General features: G+C 47.1%; 12 protein-coding genes. 3 read left to right on the top strand and 9 right to left on the bottom strand.

Translation table 11 applies throughout. The features are described from left to right. Positions 1–14: 14 nt before the first annotated feature. The 6 genes from IUA53_RS11190 to IUA53_RS11165 all read right to left on the bottom strand — a co-directional run bounded on the left by IUA53_RS11190 (position 15) and on the right by IUA53_RS11165 (position 7,028). Positions 15–911, bottom strand: a complete 897-nt coding sequence (locus IUA53_RS11190; RefSeq protein WP_044056852.1) for a hydroxymethylglutaryl-CoA lyase — start codon at positions 909–911, stop codon at positions 15–17. Between the two features lie 10 nt (positions 912–921). Next, positions 922–2,949: an acetyl/propionyl/methylcrotonyl-CoA carboxylase subunit alpha gene (locus tag IUA53_RS11185; RefSeq protein WP_044447086.1), complete on the bottom strand. Its 2,028-nt coding sequence runs from the start codon at positions 2,947–2,949 to the stop codon at positions 922–924. A 2-nt stretch (positions 2,950–2,951) separates the two neighbouring features. Continuing rightward, complete coding sequence (locus IUA53_RS11180) at positions 2,952–3,740, bottom strand: enoyl-CoA hydratase/isomerase family protein (RefSeq protein WP_044447088.1); 789 nt, start codon at positions 3,738–3,740, stop codon at positions 2,952–2,954. Positions 3,741–3,772: 32 nt separating this feature from the next. After that, entirely contained in the window at positions 3,773–5,380 is a 1,608-nt protein-coding gene (locus IUA53_RS11175; RefSeq protein ID WP_044447090.1) for a carboxyl transferase domain-containing protein, read from the bottom strand. A gap of 74 nt (positions 5,381–5,454) precedes the next feature. Then, positions 5,455–6,624 (bottom strand): isovaleryl-CoA dehydrogenase, encoded by a 1,170-nt coding sequence (locus IUA53_RS11170; protein WP_196897105.1) that lies wholly within the window; start codon positions 6,622–6,624, stop codon positions 5,455–5,457. Next, entirely contained in the window at positions 6,621–7,028 is a 408-nt protein-coding gene (locus IUA53_RS11165) for a MerR family transcriptional regulator (protein WP_044056857.1), read from the bottom strand. The genes IUA53_RS11170 and IUA53_RS11165 overlap by 4 nt, the downstream gene beginning before the upstream one ends. 254 nt (positions 7,029–7,282) lie before the next feature. On the opposite strand from IUA53_RS11165, the gene IUA53_RS11160 reads away from it, so the two are divergent. Together IUA53_RS11160 and IUA53_RS11155 are read left to right on the top strand one after the other, a co-directional pair. After that, positions 7,283–8,458 carry a thiolase family protein gene (locus IUA53_RS11160; protein ID WP_044447092.1) on the top strand — a complete coding sequence of 392 codons (1,176 nt, stop codon included), beginning with the start codon at positions 7,283–7,285 and terminating at the stop codon, positions 8,456–8,458. A gap of 449 nt (positions 8,459–8,907) precedes the next feature. Next, the gene (locus tag IUA53_RS11155; protein WP_156026742.1) at positions 8,908–10,359 is read left to right on the top strand and encodes a diguanylate cyclase; all 1,452 of its coding nucleotides are present in this window, start codon (positions 8,908–8,910) and stop codon (positions 10,357–10,359) included. Positions 10,360–10,418: 59 nt separating this feature from the next. Here IUA53_RS11155 and IUA53_RS11150 read toward each other — a convergent pair whose 3' ends face one another. Further along, on the bottom strand, positions 10,419–12,077 hold the full coding sequence (locus tag IUA53_RS11150) for a DUF342 domain-containing protein (protein WP_196899510.1): 1,659 nt from the start codon (positions 12,075–12,077) through the stop codon (positions 10,419–10,421). A gap of 177 nt (positions 12,078–12,254) precedes the next feature. After that, a complete protein-coding gene (gene sbcB / locus IUA53_RS11145) occupies positions 12,255–13,682 on the bottom strand; it encodes an exodeoxyribonuclease I (protein WP_196897104.1) in 1,428 nt (475 codons plus the stop codon). A 260-nt stretch (positions 13,683–13,942) separates the two neighbouring features. On the opposite strand from sbcB, the gene IUA53_RS11140 reads away from it, so the two are divergent. Further along, positions 13,943–14,362, top strand: coding sequence for a CBS domain-containing protein (locus tag IUA53_RS11140; protein ID WP_044056861.1), 420 nt, complete (start codon positions 13,943–13,945; stop codon positions 14,360–14,362). Between the two features lie 153 nt (positions 14,363–14,515). Here the strand turns inward: IUA53_RS11140 and IUA53_RS11135 are convergent, their stop codons facing one another. Next, positions 14,516–16,300, bottom strand: coding sequence for a phytase (locus IUA53_RS11135; RefSeq protein ID WP_196897103.1), 1,785 nt, complete (start codon positions 16,298–16,300; stop codon positions 14,516–14,518). Between the last annotated feature and the right edge of the window lie 2 nt (positions 16,301–16,302).

Raw genomic sequence — 16,302 nt, 5'->3', positions numbered from 1 at the left:
CGCGTTGACGGGAATTATCCGTTTAGCAAAGCGTTTGCGACTTTTGATTCTACCGGGCGTTGGGTTATTTCAGACACAAACGCTGAGGCTTTTAAGAGCAAATCCATGTTGACGCCAGTGTCTATTGCCATGCCGTTAAGCATATAAAGTAAATCTTCCGTGGCCACATTTCCGCTAGCGCCATTGGCATATGGGCACCCGCCTAACCCTGCTATTGCGCTGTCAATACTGGCAATGCCGTAATCAAGGGCGGCATAAATGTTAGCTAGAGCCTGCCCATAGGTATCGTGAAAGTGTATACCAATATTGGCCATAGGAACCTGCTTGCCCACGGCGTCTAGCATATGCTTGGTTTGCGTGGGTGTGCCAACGCCAATGGTGTCGCCCAAGGAAATTTCGTAACACCCCATGTCGTGTAAGCGCCGTGCAATATGCGCCACATTTTCTGGGGGAATATCCCCTTCATAAGGGCAGCCCATCACACATGAAACATAGCCCCTTACGGGTAATTCATACCGCTTGGCTAGCTCGATGACAGGCGCAAACCGGTCAAGGCTTTCGTCTACGGAACAGTTGATGTTTTTTTGCGAAAAGCGCTCTGATGCCGAGCCGAATATGGCGACTTCATCTACACCACTGTCTAACGCGTCTTCAAAGCCTTGGGTATTCGGTGTAAGCGCTGAATAGGTGACACCTTCAACTCTGTCAATATGGGTAAACACTTGTGCTGAGTTAGCCATTTGTGGCACCCATTTAGGAGAGACAAAACTGCCCCCCTCAATGTAACTCAACCCACTTTGAGAGAGTAGATTAATCAGGTTAATTTTGTGCTCAACAGAAAATGGGCTTTTCTCATTTTGCAGGCCATCTCTTGGCCCCACTTCCACAATCCTCACTTGCTTAGGCAACATAGTTTAGCTCCTAATCGGTTGTATGTGGCGTAAATGCAAACAGGGCTGCACCGCCATCAACTAACTCGCCTACCGCATAATAATACTCGTCTACTTTTCCATCACTAGGGGCGGTGATAGTGTGTTCCATTTTCATCGCTTCCATTATTAACAAGGGGTCGCCCCGCTTTACATGCTCTTCGGGGGGAACCAGATGCGCCACAATCGTACCGTTCATTGGTGCTGTTGTATTCGTATCTTTACTGTCGCTACCATCCAGCCCTAAATCAGGGGGTATAAGTTGAAAGTTAGTACATATCCCTGCATTTAACAGGCTAAATTGTGAATTATGCTTGACCACCGTAAACGCCGATTTCACTTCACCAATGGTGGCCTGCAAGGTGTTGCCATTGAGCGAGCCTGATACAACAACCTCTTGTTCAGGTAACTTGATACGCCACTGGCGCGGGTCAGTCACGCTTAAGCGCTTGATATGTTGCACTTCAACACGAATAGTGTGGTTATTTACTTCAAGAGACAGGGTTTCTTCATAGGTGGAATTCGCCCGCCATGTGCCCAGTTGTTGCCAAGGGGAGGTGTGATCGCGTTCGCTAACGTGTCGCCCCATTTTTTCGTTGGAGGCTCTGTCTAACAAAACGTAAAGTGCCATGGCGGGTAATGGAAGCCCACGTGATTCGCTTTCGTCAAAAGTTAATTGATCCGCGAATTTCTCTATAAAGGTGGTCGTAAGCTCGGCTTGTTTAAACGCCTGACTATTGGCGACCTTGCGTAAAAAGGGAATGTTAGTGGTCACGCCGCTAATATGGTAATCCCCTAGGGCTTGATACAAACGGCTTAACGCTAATTCTCGGTTTTCTCCCCACACCACCAATTTGGCGATCATGGGGTCGTAATACACAGAAACATCGTCGCCCTGTGTCACCCCAGTATCCACCCGAATAAAGGCATTGGTGGCGGGGGGCTTTAACAGGGCTAAATGACCTGTGGAAGGCAGAAAGTCGTTGTCGGCATCTTCTGCGTAAATACGCGCTTCAAATGCATGCCCTTGGCATTTCAATTCTGCTTGCGTTTTGGGCAGTGGCTTTTTGTCGGCAACCTGTAATTGCCAAGCGACCAAATCTTCACCGGTGATCATTTCGGTAACGGGGTGCTCAACTTGCAAACGGGTGTTCATCTCCATGAAATAAAAGGCACCGTCGTCATCCAGTAGAAACTCCACGGTACCTGCGCCTACATAGTGAATTGCACTAGCGGCTTTTAGCGCGGCTTCGCCCATTTGTTCACGCACACCTTCGGGCATATTGGGCGCCGGTGCTTCTTCAATAATTTTCTGATGTCTGCGTTGTACCGAGCAATCCCGCTCAAAGAGGTAGACACCCTGACCAAAGGTATCGCAAAAAACTTGTATTTCAACGTGTCGGGGGCGAGTAAGGTATTTTTCTACCAACATGTGATCGTCGCCAAAGCTGGCCATAGATTCCCGTTTAGCGGCTTGCAGCGCTGGGTAAAACTCGTCTTCATGCCAAACTTGACGCATGCCTTTGCCGCCGCCTCCTGCTGCCGCTTTCAGTAACACAGGGTAGCCCATGTCATCGGCTGCTTTCTTAAGCGTTGCGGGGGTTTGATCATCGCCATGGTAACCAGGCACCAAAGGTACGTCTGCGTCTTCCATAATACGCTTTGCCGCTGACTTCGAGCCCATGGCTTGTATAGCACTGGCGGGCGGGCCAACAAACACAAGGTTGTTGGCTTCACATTGTTGTGCAAAATCAGCATTTTCAGATAAAAAACCGTACCCAGGGTGAATGGCGTCTACCCTTAAGTTTTTGGCATGGGAAATAATGGCGTCATACTTCAGGTAGCTGTCTTTTGAAGGGGCAGGGCCCAATAACACCGCTTCGTCTGCCATGTTAACGTGCATGGCGTTGCAGTCTGCCTGCGAATAAACCGCCACGGTCTGTATACCCAGTTGTTTTGCCGTTTTGATTACACGGCAGGCAATTTCACCACGGTTTGCAATGAGTAGTTTTTGTATCATGGTTATTGCTCCTGCCAACGGGCAACGCGCTTCTCTAAAAAGGCTGACAGGCCTTCTTGCCCTTCTTCTGACACCCGCACTTTTGCAATGCGCTGGCTTGTTTCATTCATTAAGGTTTCATTAATAGGCTTATTCGCCACAAACTCCACCAAGGATTTTGCTTGGCTAACGGCTTGCGGGCCATTTTTTAATAGCCCGTGGATAATGTGATCTATGGTGCTGTCTAGCTCGTCTTCGGTTACGGATTCGCTTAATAAACCCAGGCGGCGGGCGCGTCTAGCCGAAAATACTTCTGCGGTTTGAAAGTAACGTCGACAAACCCGAGTGCCCATTGCTTCGATGACATAGGGGCTAATGGTGGCGGGAATAAGCCCAATTTTCACTTCACTTAAACAAAACTTACTTAACTTGCTGCCTATTGCAATGTCACAACAGGCAATCAGGCCTACGGCACCGCCAAATGCCGCCCCTTGTACCCGTGCTATGGTGGTTTTAGGCAAGCTGTAAAGGGTATGCAGCATAGTGGCTAACTTCATGGCATCAGCATGGTTTTCTTGCTCGCTGTAGCTGGCCATTTTCTTCATCCATTGCGCATCGGCCCCGGCGCTAAAACTTTTGCCTTCCGCCTTAAGCACGACCGCTCTAACTTGGCTATCTTGTGCGGCTTTCTCGAAATAGTGGGTTAGGGTGTTTATCATGGCGTCGTTAAAGGCATTGTGTTTCTCTGCACGGTTAAGCGTGATAAGTGCAACCTGCCTTTGATCAACTTCATAGGTAACGTCTTGGTGCATTCTGATTCTCCTTACACTTTATTCGAAAAACACTACATTCGAAAAACACCAAACTTGGTGTCTTCAATGGGGCGGTTAAGCGCAGAGGCTAAAGAAAGGCCTAATACCGTTCGGGTGTCAGCGGGGTCAATGACGCCGTCGTCCCATAAGCGTGCTGAGGCATAGTAGGGATGCCCCTGTTTTTCGTAGTTATCAAGAATAGGCTGCTTAAAGCGGTTTTGCTCGTCTTGACTCCAAGGTGTGCCTTCACGGGCTTTTTGATCGGCTTTTACCTGCGCAAGTACGCCAGCAGCTTGCTCGCCTCCCATGACCGAAATGCGAGCATTTGGCCACATAAATAGAAAGCGAGGGTCGTAGGCGCGGCCACACATACCATAGTTCCCGGCACCAAAACTGCCGCCAATTATGACAGTCAGTTTTGGGACATTGGCGCAAGCAACCGCGGTGACCATTTTTGCTCCGTGTTTGGCTATACCCCCGTGCTCATATTGCTTGCCTACCATGAAGCCGGTGATATTTTGTAAAAAAACCAAAGGAATTTTTCGCATTGCACATAGTTCGACAAAGTGAGCACCTTTTAGCGCGCTTTCACCAAACAATATGCCGTTGTTCGCAACAATGCCGACAGGGTAGCCAAAAATATCGGCAAAACCACATACTAGGGTGGTGCCGTAGAGGGGTTTAAACTCATCAAATTGAGAATCATCCACAATGCGGGCGATTACTTCTCGTACATCATAGGTTTGCCTGCTATCTGATGGCACAATGCCGTAAATTTCTGAGGCCTGATAACGCGGGCAAACAGAAGGCTTTGGGGGCAGGCTATGCTGGGTATCTCTATTGAGTCTTGCCACTGCGTCTCTGGCCAACTGTAAGGCGTGATGATCATTGTTGGCTAGGTGATCGGCTACCCCTGAAATACGGGTATGGACGTCGCCGCCACCAAGCTCTTCTGCGGTGACTACTTCGCCTGTGGCCGCTTTTACCAGTGGCGGGCCGCCCAGGAAGATAGTGGCTTGTTCTTTTACAATAATACTCTCATCAGCCATGGCCGGCACATAAGCCCCCCCAGCGGTACAAGACCCCATTACCACTGCTATTTGTGGAATGTTATTGGCAGACATGTTGGCTTGATTAAAGAAAATGCGACCAAAATGTTCTTTATCTGGAAATACGTCGTCTTGTCGGGGCAGGTTTGCACCACCTGAATCCACCAAATAGATGCAGGGTAGGTGATTTTGTTCGGCAATCGTTTGTGCGCGTAAATGCTTTTTCACTGTTAGGGGATAGTAGGTGCCCCCTTTTACCGTGGCATCGTTAGCCACAATCATGCACAAAGTACCGTGAATTTGCCCAATACCGGCCACAACGCCTGCGCAAGGGACGTAGTCGTCATAAACTTCCCATGCGGCAAGTTGGCCAATTTCTAAAAAGGGGGTGTCGGCATCTAACAATGCGTTTATTCTGTCTCGGGGAAGCAATTTCCCCCTTGCTAGATGGCGCTCGGCGGCACTTTCGCCTCCGCCTTTTTTAATGGTGCTTACTTTGTTTGTTAAATCGTCGACTAAGGTTTGCATATGCTGTGCGTTGTTTGCAAACCCATCGGATTTCACATTAATTTTGGATTGTAGAACGGGCATGCCCCCTCCTTAATTCACATCGCTTCTGTCGTGTCGGTGTGTTTTTATTTTTGTTTTAATGCGCATTAACCGGATTAAGCAGATTCATTGAATAGTTCTCGGCCTATGAGCATGCGTCGAATTTCAGACGTGCCAGCGCCAATTTCATATAACTTTGCGTCTCGCAATAACCGGCCTGTGGGGTATTCATTAATGTAGCCATTGCCACCGAGCAACTGGATAGCATCTAGCGCTATTTTGGTGGCGAGTTCCGCGGCGTAAAGAATGGCGCCGGCGGCATCTTTTCGTGTGGTTTCCCCTCTGTCACAAGATTTCGCCACCGTGTATACGTAGGCTCGCGCCGCGTTCATTTGCGTGTACATGTCGGCAACCTTGCCTTGTACCAACTGAAACTGGCCAATAGACTGTCCAAATTGCTCTCTATCGTGAATATAGGGCACCACAATATCCATGCACGCTTGCATGATGCCAAGAGGGCCGCCAGACAGTACCAGCCGCTCGTAATCTAAGCCGCTCATGAGTACTCTTACGCCTTCTCCTTCTTGCCCCAAGATGTTCTGGGTCGGTACTTCGCAGTCTTCAAATACAAGTTCACAGGTGTTTGACGAGCGCATGCCTAGTTTGTCTAGCTTTTGTGCACGGCTAAAGCCTGCAAAGTCGCGCTCTACAATGAAGGCCGTTATGCCTTTTGCACCTGCGCTAACATCGGTTTTTGCATAAATGACAAAGGTATGAGCATCAGGGCCGTTGGTTATCCACATTTTGTTGCCGTTTAAAATGTATTTATCGCCCCTTTTTTCGGCACGAAGTTTCATACTTACCACGTCTGAGCCCGCGTTAGGTTCGCTCATGGCCAGGGCACCTATGTGTTCCCCCGAGACTAGCTTTGGTAGGTATTTTTCTTTTTGTTGTTCATTCCCGTTTTTAAAAATCTGGTTTACGCACAAATTTGAATGGGCACCGTAACTTAAGCCTATACCAGCAGAGGCTCGACTGACTTCTTCCATGGCTACCGTGTGCGCTAAGTATCCCATGTCTGCCCCACCGTATTGCTCACTTACTGTGACACCTAATAGCCCCATTTCACCTAATTTGGGCCACAAGGCGTTGGGAAACTGATTGCTAGTATCGGCGTGTTCAGCGAGAGGGGCAATTTCACTTTTGGCAAAGTGGTAAACGTGCTGGCGCAGCATGTCTATTTCTTCGCCTAAACCAAAATTAAGGGTAGGGTAGGCAGTGTTCATGCAATTTTTCCTCTTTTTAGTTCTTCGAGTTCTTCGCGGCAACGTGCTTCTACATCATCTAATTCCGTCATTAGCATTTGTATGTCTTCAAGCTGCTGGTGTAGTACCGCCCGCTTTTTTTCTGTCATGGCTAACATGGCCTCAAGTTGAACCGCGGAATTTGGGTTCGCGTCGTACATTTCAAACAGTGTTTTTACTTCTGCCAGGGAAAAGCCAAGACGTTTGCCCCGCAGGATCAGTTTTAAGCGCACACGATCTTTATTGTCGTAAATGCGGTTTTGTCCGGTTCTTTTGGGGCTTAGCAGGCCTTGCTCTTCGTAAAAGCGAATTGAACGAGGCGTAATATCAAACTCTTTTGCTAGCTCACCAATCGCATAGGTGGCTTCATTATTTTGGGTGATCATTGCACCTACCTTTTTTCGTACAAATAACAAGCGCTGTTTTTAAATTGCACTGTTAGTGATTGTTGACACACGTTTGTGAGAGGTTTACGTTAACGTTAATTACATTTTACGTTAAGGTAAAGTAACATTTTGCTAACGTCAATTTTTCATGTGGGCGGTGAGCAGTTCCCACATTAATGAGTGTCTACATTTGTATACGCATGTGTAGAGCTACTTAGTTAAGTAGCTGAATTTGAATAAAATAGGGGCTAAAAATGAGCGAAGAATCTGTAGTGATAGTGGCGGCTAAACGTACGCCAATGGGGGGCTTTAATGGCTCGTTGTCTGGTGTTACCGCTACCGACCTTGGTGCAACGGCGATAAAAGCGGCGTGTGAATCGGTAGGCGGCGACAATATCGACGAAGTTATCATGGGTTGTGTGTTGCCTGCTGGTCTCGGACAGTCTCCTGCTCGTCAAGCATCATTAGCCGCAGGTCTGCCGCTTGGCGCTGGTGTAACCACTATCAATAAAGTATGCGGTTCAGGCCTTAAAGCAGTCATGCTTGCTCACGACCTTATTAAAGCGGGCAGTGCTACAAGTATTGTCGCTGGCGGCATGGAAAGTATGAGTAATGCTCCGTATTTATTGCCCAAAGCCCGAAGCGGTTATCGTATGGGCCACGGCCAAGTACTCGATCATATGATGCTTGATGGTCTGGAAAACGCTTACGACGGAAAGGCAATGGGCTGCTTTGCTCAATCTACGGCGGATGAACAAAATATTAGTCGTGGAGATATGGATGAATTCGCCTTAAGTTCGTTGTCTAAAGCTCACGAAGCCATTAATAGTGGTGGCTTTAGTGATGAAATAGTCGAGGTTACTATTAAGACTCGAAAAGGCGACGTGGTGGTAGACACCGATGAAGGCCCGGGTAATGCCAGACCTGAGAAAATACCTACATTGCGCCCGGCATTCACCAAAGACGGAACGGTCACCGCAGCCAATTCAAGTTCTATCTCCGATGGTGCGGCGGCATTGGTGGTGATGAGTGAGTCGAAAGCCGCTGAGTTAGGGTTAACCCCACTAGCGAAAGTGGTCGCTCATGCCACCCATTCTATTGAACCTGAAAATTTCACACTTGCGCCAGTGGGGGCGATGAAGAAGGTTTTAGAAAAAGCGAATTGGGTTAAAGAAGAAGTGGATTTGTTCGAAATCAACGAAGCGTTCGCAATGGTCACTATGATGGCTATTCGTCAGTTACAATTAGATGAAAAGAAAGTGAATGTTAAAGGAGGCGCCTGTGCTCTTGGTCATCCTATTGGCGCATCTGGGGCAAGAATCTTAGTGACGTTACTTCATGCATTAAAGCAAAAAAATGCACGAAAAGGGATTGCCTCTTTATGCATTGGTGGTGGCGAAGGTGTCGCCTTGGCTGTGGAAATGCTTTAACGTTAGCGTATAACGAAATTCATCATAAACATCATTGGTTTGCTTGACGAATCAATGATGTTTTTTGTTGCGTTGAGGTCAAGGTAAAAAAGACTGGCACTTTATGTACATCCTTGGTGGCGTTTGTCTTAGATTAGGCCTATGCTATTTGCCAGATTTTCGGTATTGATGAAAATGATGGGAAAAAATGCGCATCTTTTCCACGCGCTGTTGGCGAGCGTGATGGGAAAAAGAGAAAAGCATTTACCAAAGTTTTACAGAACTGCAAACTGATGTTTGCAAACGTGCTGCTATCATGAAGGGATATTCACACTAAAATAGGGAAATTTGCTGGAAATTGCATGCAACGTGAGCATGCGAGAGAGGGTCGTGTTGCATTTTAATGCTTAACAAAAGATACTGATGCCTCAATAAAAATTTAAAAGTAAGTATTCCTTGGGTGGTGTTGTTTGAATCTTATTGCGCGGTTAAGCGTTAGCGTTTTGTTTATCAGTTTGCTGTGGTCGCCGTTTGCCACGGCACAGCTTGCACAAGCACCAACCTCTGATACAACCTCATCTATTCTCCCCGATAATACCATTTCTTATTGCGTGGATCCTGACTGGGCACCCTACGAGGCTATTCGCAACGGCCAGCATATAGGGATATCCGCCGACTATATGCGAATAATTTCTGATTATACAGGTATCGCTTTTCAATTGGTTCCTACAGAGAGCTGGCAGGAAAGTTTAGAGTTTGTGCAAGCGGGCAAGTGTCAGATGATTTCTATGCTTAACGTGTCAGATTTTAGGAAGCAGTTTTTAGATTTTTCTATCCCTTATTTTGAAGCCCCTAATATTTTGGTCGCCAGAAAGGGAACGCCTATTTTGCAAGGGTATGCGGGTATTGGTAATCGTTCTGTGGGTATTGTAAAAGGTTATCGACAAGTTGAGTACATTACCCGTTATTATCCGGAATTACGCTTAAAATTGATTAAGTCTGAGCGTGAAGGGTTGCTGCAATTAATGCAGGGCGAATTTGATGTCATGGTGGGCTCATTAATGAGCGTGAATACGCACATTAATAATCAGAATATTCAGGATGTTGCCATAGTGGGCTACGCCGAACCTTTTGACTCCCTTGGCTTTGGGGTGAACAAGTCAATCAGCGATATTCTGCCCATTATTAATCAAGCTATTGCGATTATTCCAGAAACTAAGCGTGTGGAGATATACCGTCAGTGGAACGATGTACAAGTGCGCTATCAACGGGATTATGTGAAGCTGGTCATGACCCTGATGTTTGTGCTGCTTGTGGTGATAGGGCTAGTTTGGCGCAATAGAACGGTGGCGCTATACAAGCGCTTAATGAAACAGAAAAATGCAGAAATTGAGTCTTTGCAAACCACGTTATTAGACAGAAACCGTACCTTGGAGTTTCTTTCAGCCCATGACTCGCTGACCGGGTTGTATAATCGTAATCACATGATTCAAAAAGCGGAAGAAGAAATTTCACGCTTTTTACGTTTTCATACTCGGGCGTCGTTAATTGTGCTTGAGTTAATCCCCACAAAAGACAGAAGGCATGAGACTGACCCTCAACATTGTGAGCAAGTGCTAAAAATACTGGCTTCGGTTTGTTTGGCTACGGTGAGGGAGGTTGACGTGGTGTCACGCTTTTCAGGTGAGCAATTTGCCGTATTGTGCCCACAAACCAATTTGGCAGAAGGTGAAGTCCTCGCCGAGCGGCTAATTACCGCCGTTACGGCCAATAGGGATATTACCGAGGCAGATATGACAGTGGCGGTGGGATTGTCTGACTTAAAAGAAGGCGAAGGCTTTCCTGACTGGTTTGAACGCACGCACAAAGCGCTTTATCAATCGAAGCGACTGGGGTTCGGTAAATTAGCCATTGCTGAATAGGGCGTTAGTTTATATCACGCCTTTAGCTTTAAAACCTAACCCCAGTTGAACAACACCGCTTAAGAGATCATAGGTTCGCAGGACCATTGGTGCCCTTCAAATTTAACGCGGCTTCTGTCGTATTCTCTATCTGACCGCCACGCGCGATTGTTTAACTTAGCGGAAACCCCAGGGTATAGCCGTTTGTTGGCAATGAGTTTTATATCAGAGTGATATCTATCTTTGGTTTCTTTGACTTCGAGGACTTTGCTTTCAATCCATTCTAAAAGGGCAGATTCATTGTTAAACATTTCCAAAGCATCAGCCACTTTGGCTTTAAGTTCTTTCGGTACCTTTTTGCTTTTAAGAATGTTTATTTTTTCTTTGTGCTTTGAATTATTTTCTCTGATTTGACGAAGCAGTTCCTCTAATGCTTCTTTGCGCTCAATGAGTAAATTAAAGCCAGGACTAAAATCAACTTGTAGTGTGCTGCCAGAGATTGCCCCTAATGTCCCTGCCTCGACCTTATTTTGACTGATAATGTCGCAGGCAAATAGGTTGCCCATCGGATTATCGATGTTCCCCACGGTAACCGATCCGGCGCAGCGTAACCTGCTGTAAGCGAGCTGTCTGCCAATGGTGATATTGCCTGCACACTGGATATCTATGCCTTGTCCATGTTGAACATGAACGCTACCCGCGGCTATCAGCTGACAGTTAAATTCACCGGGGTTGTCATTCACTTTGCCCATGGCACCTTCGGTGATAATAATGTCGCCGTCAGATTCAATGCGTGCTGATTCTACAAAACCATTTATGGTGACATCGCCTTTCGCTTTAATTTCCATCTTTTCGGTAACGTCACCGTTCACCAAGACTGCGCCTTCATAAGTCACATGCCCCGTACCTACATTCACGCCGCTACATATGAAGGTGTCGTCAATGTTCATGGTTTGGTCTTGGTATTTAGGCATACCGGCAATGGTGGAAACGAGAGTGTTCTGATCGCTGCCTGACTGGGCGGTACCTTTCCCGTGGCGAAACTCCACCCATTCACCGGGTTTAGGGTCAAGCAAATTACCTTTTACATCAAACCCGGTGCGACCTGGCGTAGGCTCAGTCCGTCTTAATACGGGCACATTTGCCTTTACGCAAATGACTTCCCCAAGATTGCGCATATCGACGCGTTCGCCTGCGCCTGTTTGAGGGCGAAGCACACGCTCTAATGCGTTGGGAACCAAAGGAATGAAACGAGATGAGCGCCCGTTTCTTGCGGGTAAGCCTTTCGCGACTGTTTTTTCTATTATGGTGCCGGGTGGGGCCGTTTTCGCCTCTTTCAGCATAGATTGGATGATTTTTGTGCCTAAACCGCGGCGAATGTTATTTTTTATTGCGAGGGGTTTCAGTGTACCTAAGCTGGGAAGCTTTCCGCCATAGGGCGTGGTAAGCACTAAGTTGGCAGACATGCCGTCTTCGGGAATGCGATAGACGACTTCCGCGTTTTTCCGTTCACCAATACGTTCCTGAACCACAGTGCCATCGCCAGTTTTAAAGTAGTGGTTTGCGGTATCGCAGGCTGATTTTAGTGCCGTGTCTGAAACAAATAAGCGTTTAGTTTCACCTTTTTCTAATTCAAGCTTTATCGCCCGTTCATCCACCTCTTTATCAAAGTCTGAGGGTGACAGCGAAAGATTGATATATGTTCTTGTTTTGTCGAAGCTAATAGTTACGCCGTTCATCACTACTTAAATTCCTTTGGACAGCAAACGTCATTGTTATCTTTGTTTATCGGCTAGGCTTTGCCACACATGAATGTCATTTGGTCGCGTTAAGCAAATTTATGCCATTTATGTAGGCGGGCTTCGCTAGTTTCCTTGGTAGACGAAAGACTAATTTAATGCCCTTAAGATAATAGGTCAAAGGTTTTCAGCATATTGATAAAGTGCACGCAGTATGGCTTGTTTTTCTGGGTTATCACTGTGTACTTGAGCCAGCTGCTCTAAACGCAGCATATAAGGCTCTAGCGTGATTGAAGCCGGTGACTGGGCATCGGTTAAGCGCGCTTGCCGGTGGCGCTGCCACTTGGTCATTTCATCGAATGTTAGGGTGTTGGGGAAATTTCTCGCCCGATACCTAAACAGCTGGCTTTTCAATCTTGGGTGCTGAGTTTGATCACTCAGTGCAGCTAAAGCATCAGGTGTCGCCTCTAATACCTGCTCACACCAACGTCTGTCTTCGTCGTTTAAAAAGCCTCCGCTGTACAAAGCATGATCAACATCTTGATCGTCATCAAACTCACCGTCTTCAAACACCTTTGAGAGTTTTAGGGCGAGGTCGGTGTGCTGAGAGAGGCGGCGGTAGTTTTCTAAACAGGTGTCTCTGTCTAAGCCGAGTCTATCGGCATTCTCTTGTGTCATGGCTTTCGCCGTGGTGACAAAAGGAGAACGGTTTACATGAATAAGCTTTAATCCTGGCCGCGACGATTGTCCTAACGACTCTTGTGAACGGTAAAGGTTTGCTTTTATTTCTTCTGCGGTGTCATTCAGTAGGCCATCCACAGGTTTTGATAAATCAATAGCAATCACCGCATTGCCGTTAGTCGGGTGCTTTGCAATTGGCATTATCCAGGTGCAGCATCCCTGACGTGCGGGGAGTTTGGACGAAATATGAAGCAAAACAGACGGCTTGGTAAGGTCAATTTGCTGCCATACATTATGCTTAATACGCAATGAAAAAGCATATTCAAACAGCCTGGGCTGGGCGTTTTTCATCAGCTTTGCCAGCGCAATGGTGGCGTACACGTCACTAAGTGCGTCGTGGGCATTCTCGTGGCTGATGTTATTGGCTTGGGTTAACGCTTCAAGTTTAAAACTGGGTGAGCCATCTTCTTTGGTTGGCCAATTTATACCCTCAGGCCGCAAGGCATAGCAAGCTCTCGCGACATCGATGATGTCCCAGCGGCTATTGCCATTTCGCCACTCTCTGGCATAGGGGTCATAAAAGTTTCGGTAAAACAGAAAACGAGCAACTTCATCATCAAACCTAATGCTGTTAAACCCCACACTACACGTGTTAGGTGTCGCCATTTCCTCGTAAATGCGCTTAGCGAAATCGGCTTCATTACTGCCATCCCGAAGGGTTTGCTGCGGAGTAATGCCCGTGACCAAACAGGCTTCTGGATGGGGAAGGTAATCATTCGCGATGGCACTCATGATATTGATAGGTTTACCAATAATGTTGAGATCGCTATCGGTGCGAATTGCCGCAAACTGGCAAGGCATGTCTTTTTGTGGGCTGGTACCAAACGTTTCAAAATCGTACCAGAGAAAAGAGGGTTCGTGCATTGCGTTACTATTGCTTAATTGAATAAAGATATTGAGGCGAAGTGTACACTGGCTGTAGTGGTTTACCAAACTTATCCACTAGACACCATATTTACACCAACCTTATGCTGGAAAAAGTAGCCGAAAATTAAATTTGTGACTAATCTTGAAAGGTGAGGTTAATTTAACTTCATATCTAAATAATATTAACAATATGCAGTGCCGTAACGCCATTGCCAGCAGTAACCGACAACCATGTGCGCTTCGGCAGGGAGAAATGTATGGAATCGTTGCAAGTCAGTGACTATATGAATGTGCATCCGGTAAAATTGAATCCAGAGATGACGGTTGCTGAAGCTGTAGAAGCGCTATTAATCAGTGGGCAAAGTGGCGGGCCAGTTATTGATAAAAAAGGGAAGGTGGTTGGCTTTTTGTCTGAGCAAGATTGCATCGCGCAGATGATTGCTTCAAGTTATTATCGAGAACAAATTTGTCGGGTATCAGAGATGATGCGAACGCCAGTGATCTCCATTAAACCTTACTTATCTGTGATTGAGTTAGCGCAGTTACTTATTCGCGATAAACCCAGGGTGTATCCCGTGGTTGATGATGACGGCGTTTTACTGGGGACGATTAACCGTTCGTCGGTACTTAAAGCCATTGATATTCAATTACGGTCAGGTTATCAGCAGGCCAGTTAGCGAAACGTGTTTTTTCGTTTAGCCAGTACCAATGAATGTTGCAATAGAAAGGCCGCTTTTCAGCGGCCGAATTTGCCTTACTTTTTTATTTATTGGTTTTTATTTTTGTCATTATTTCGCCCATAGCGTGTACGTCTACATCGCTTGAAACCCTTAGTTAGCGGCATTTAGGCTACGTATGGCGTTAGCCAGTGATGCACCGGTTACTATTTTAAAGTTTTGTCGTTCACTGGGCATAATGTTTCTGCCATCCTGAACCACGAATATTCCCTCACTAAATTCGCCACCAAAGTTATAATTAGAGGTCGCTAAGCCATCGGTTTCCGATGCGCCATCAATGCTTTTTTCTCTATTCGCGGCAACTTCAACCATGCCAATCAACGAAAAGGTGTGATCGGTGGAATAGACAGCGTATTGATTGTTTCCTTGGCTGGATGCAATCAAATAGCGCACACCATCCACATCAAACAAACTTAACCCTTCAACATCACTTTCTACGGGCGCAGCAATGGTGATGGCAAGCTGTGGGCTGGCCTGTGTTTGATTTACATCTAGTGTCCATACACCTGTGCTTTCTTCCCCAAGGTATGCCACCCCCTTTTGTGTATCAACCACACAGCCTTCTGGTTGCGAGGGCAAGGTGAAGGCGTGCACCATGCTTGCATCAATGTTGCCGCTATCAGGGTTCAAACTAAGCTGATAACGTAAATATTCGCCACTGGTACTGTTCACCAACACATCAATATTGCCGTTGTGGTTAAACGCACAGAGGCCGTATATGTCTGAAAGTGGTGTGGGTATATCTGACAATAAAGCCAATTCGCCGCTGCCTTGTGCCACAGATAAAACAGACAGGCTATTGTGGGTTCTATTACTCGCAATGGCGAGCGCGTTAATGGGCGTACCAGTAGGCGTTACGCCCGCTGACGATATGGCGACGACTTCCACATTATTCACCTTACCAATGGGGTGGCTAGCCATGCGCTTTCCTTGCAGGCTATACGTGTTTAGTGCGCCTTTTTTGTCGGTGCCAATAATCAGGCTTTGCGCTGGGGACTGACTGTTATACCAAATAGCGGGGTCGTCAGCCGCGTCGCCATAGTTATCCACGGGCGTGGTTTCGTACACGGCGAGTAATGGTATCGCTGTAGATTGCGAAGACGCTGCTGGGGCATCACAGGCGCTAAGTTTATCGGTAAGGCTTGCCGCATAAACCGCGCCCGTTTCGTCATCGTTAACATACAGCATGGGCACTGGGGTATCGGGCGAATCTGGTGATGAAAAACGGACTAATTCAGGAGCAATGTCCTTATCAAAAGAAAAGTAATGACGGGCACATTGGGTTTGCAGCCACACACCGCTGTGCGCTGGGCTTACCCACGCCACTAACGGGCCAGTAGCGTGCGAATAGCCTGTTGCCACCCCTTCTACTGGGGTGTCAGGCTGATAGAATTGCAATGATTTCGATACTTCATGTTCTGGGTGCAATGGCATGGCCCAAAGACCCGAAAATTCATCGGCAAGGAATAAGGTGGCGCTTTTTAGCTGCGTGTTTTCTGCTTCCGTTATCGCACAGCTTTTTATGCCAGGGCCGATGGCGAAAGAACGCAATAGAGTGGGGGTATTGCCCCGCCATTCGTAGTGGTGCAGCATGTTTTCGGCATCAACATTAATCATGTGATAATAGGCGCCGATTTTTCCTGCACAAAGCGCTTCAACGCCCTTGCTAAACAGTGTGTCTACATGTGAAGGTGACGCTGAACGTATGTCGCTAGGCAGCGGGTATTCCGCCAGCTCATGTTCAACGGCTTGCAGCGCAAGTGGGGGCGTTGCGTTTTCTGTGTTGGTGGCGCAGGCACTGCAACCGAGTGCAACGAAAAGGGATAAAGCCCAACGAAGGGGAGTAGGAAGAAGCGTGGGTATGGATAGCGCTGTCATTA

The sequence above is a fragment of the Alteromonas sp. B31-7 genome, from assembly GCF_015767655.1.
Taxonomy (GTDB): domain Bacteria; phylum Pseudomonadota; class Gammaproteobacteria; order Enterobacterales; family Alteromonadaceae; genus Alteromonas; species Alteromonas australica.
This window is presented reverse-complemented; position numbering and strand designations above follow the sequence as displayed.

Excerpts from the sequence above, each read along its gene's own strand:
- IUA53_RS11170 (WP_196897105.1), bottom strand. The coding sequence starts at position 6,624 with ATGAACACTGCCTACCCTACCCTTAATTTTGGTTTAGGCGAAGAAATA.
- IUA53_RS11150 (WP_196899510.1), bottom strand. The coding sequence starts at position 12,077 with ATGAACGGCGTAACTATTAGCTTCGACAAAACAAGAACATATATCAAT.
- IUA53_RS11165 (WP_044056857.1), bottom strand. The coding sequence starts at position 7,028 with ATGATCACCCAAAATAATGAAGCCACCTATGCGATTGGTGAGCTAGCA.
- IUA53_RS11140 (WP_044056861.1), top strand. The coding sequence starts at position 13,943 with ATGGAATCGTTGCAAGTCAGTGACTATATGAATGTGCATCCGGTAAAA.
- sbcB (WP_196897104.1), bottom strand. The coding sequence starts at position 13,682 with ATGCACGAACCCTCTTTTCTCTGGTACGATTTTGAAACGTTTGGTACC.
- IUA53_RS11190 (WP_044056852.1), bottom strand. The coding sequence starts at position 911 with ATGTTGCCTAAGCAAGTGAGGATTGTGGAAGTGGGGCCAAGAGATGGC.
- IUA53_RS11175 (WP_044447090.1), bottom strand. The coding sequence starts at position 5,380 with ATGCCCGTTCTACAATCCAAAATTAATGTGAAATCCGATGGGTTTGCA.
- IUA53_RS11160 (WP_044447092.1), top strand. The coding sequence starts at position 7,283 with ATGAGCGAAGAATCTGTAGTGATAGTGGCGGCTAAACGTACGCCAATG.
- IUA53_RS11135 (WP_196897103.1), bottom strand. The coding sequence starts at position 16,300 with ATGACAGCGCTATCCATACCCACGCTTCTTCCTACTCCCCTTCGTTGG.
- IUA53_RS11180 (WP_044447088.1), bottom strand. The coding sequence starts at position 3,740 with ATGCACCAAGACGTTACCTATGAAGTTGATCAAAGGCAGGTTGCACTT.
- IUA53_RS11185 (WP_044447086.1), bottom strand. The coding sequence starts at position 2,949 with ATGATACAAAAACTACTCATTGCAAACCGTGGTGAAATTGCCTGCCGT.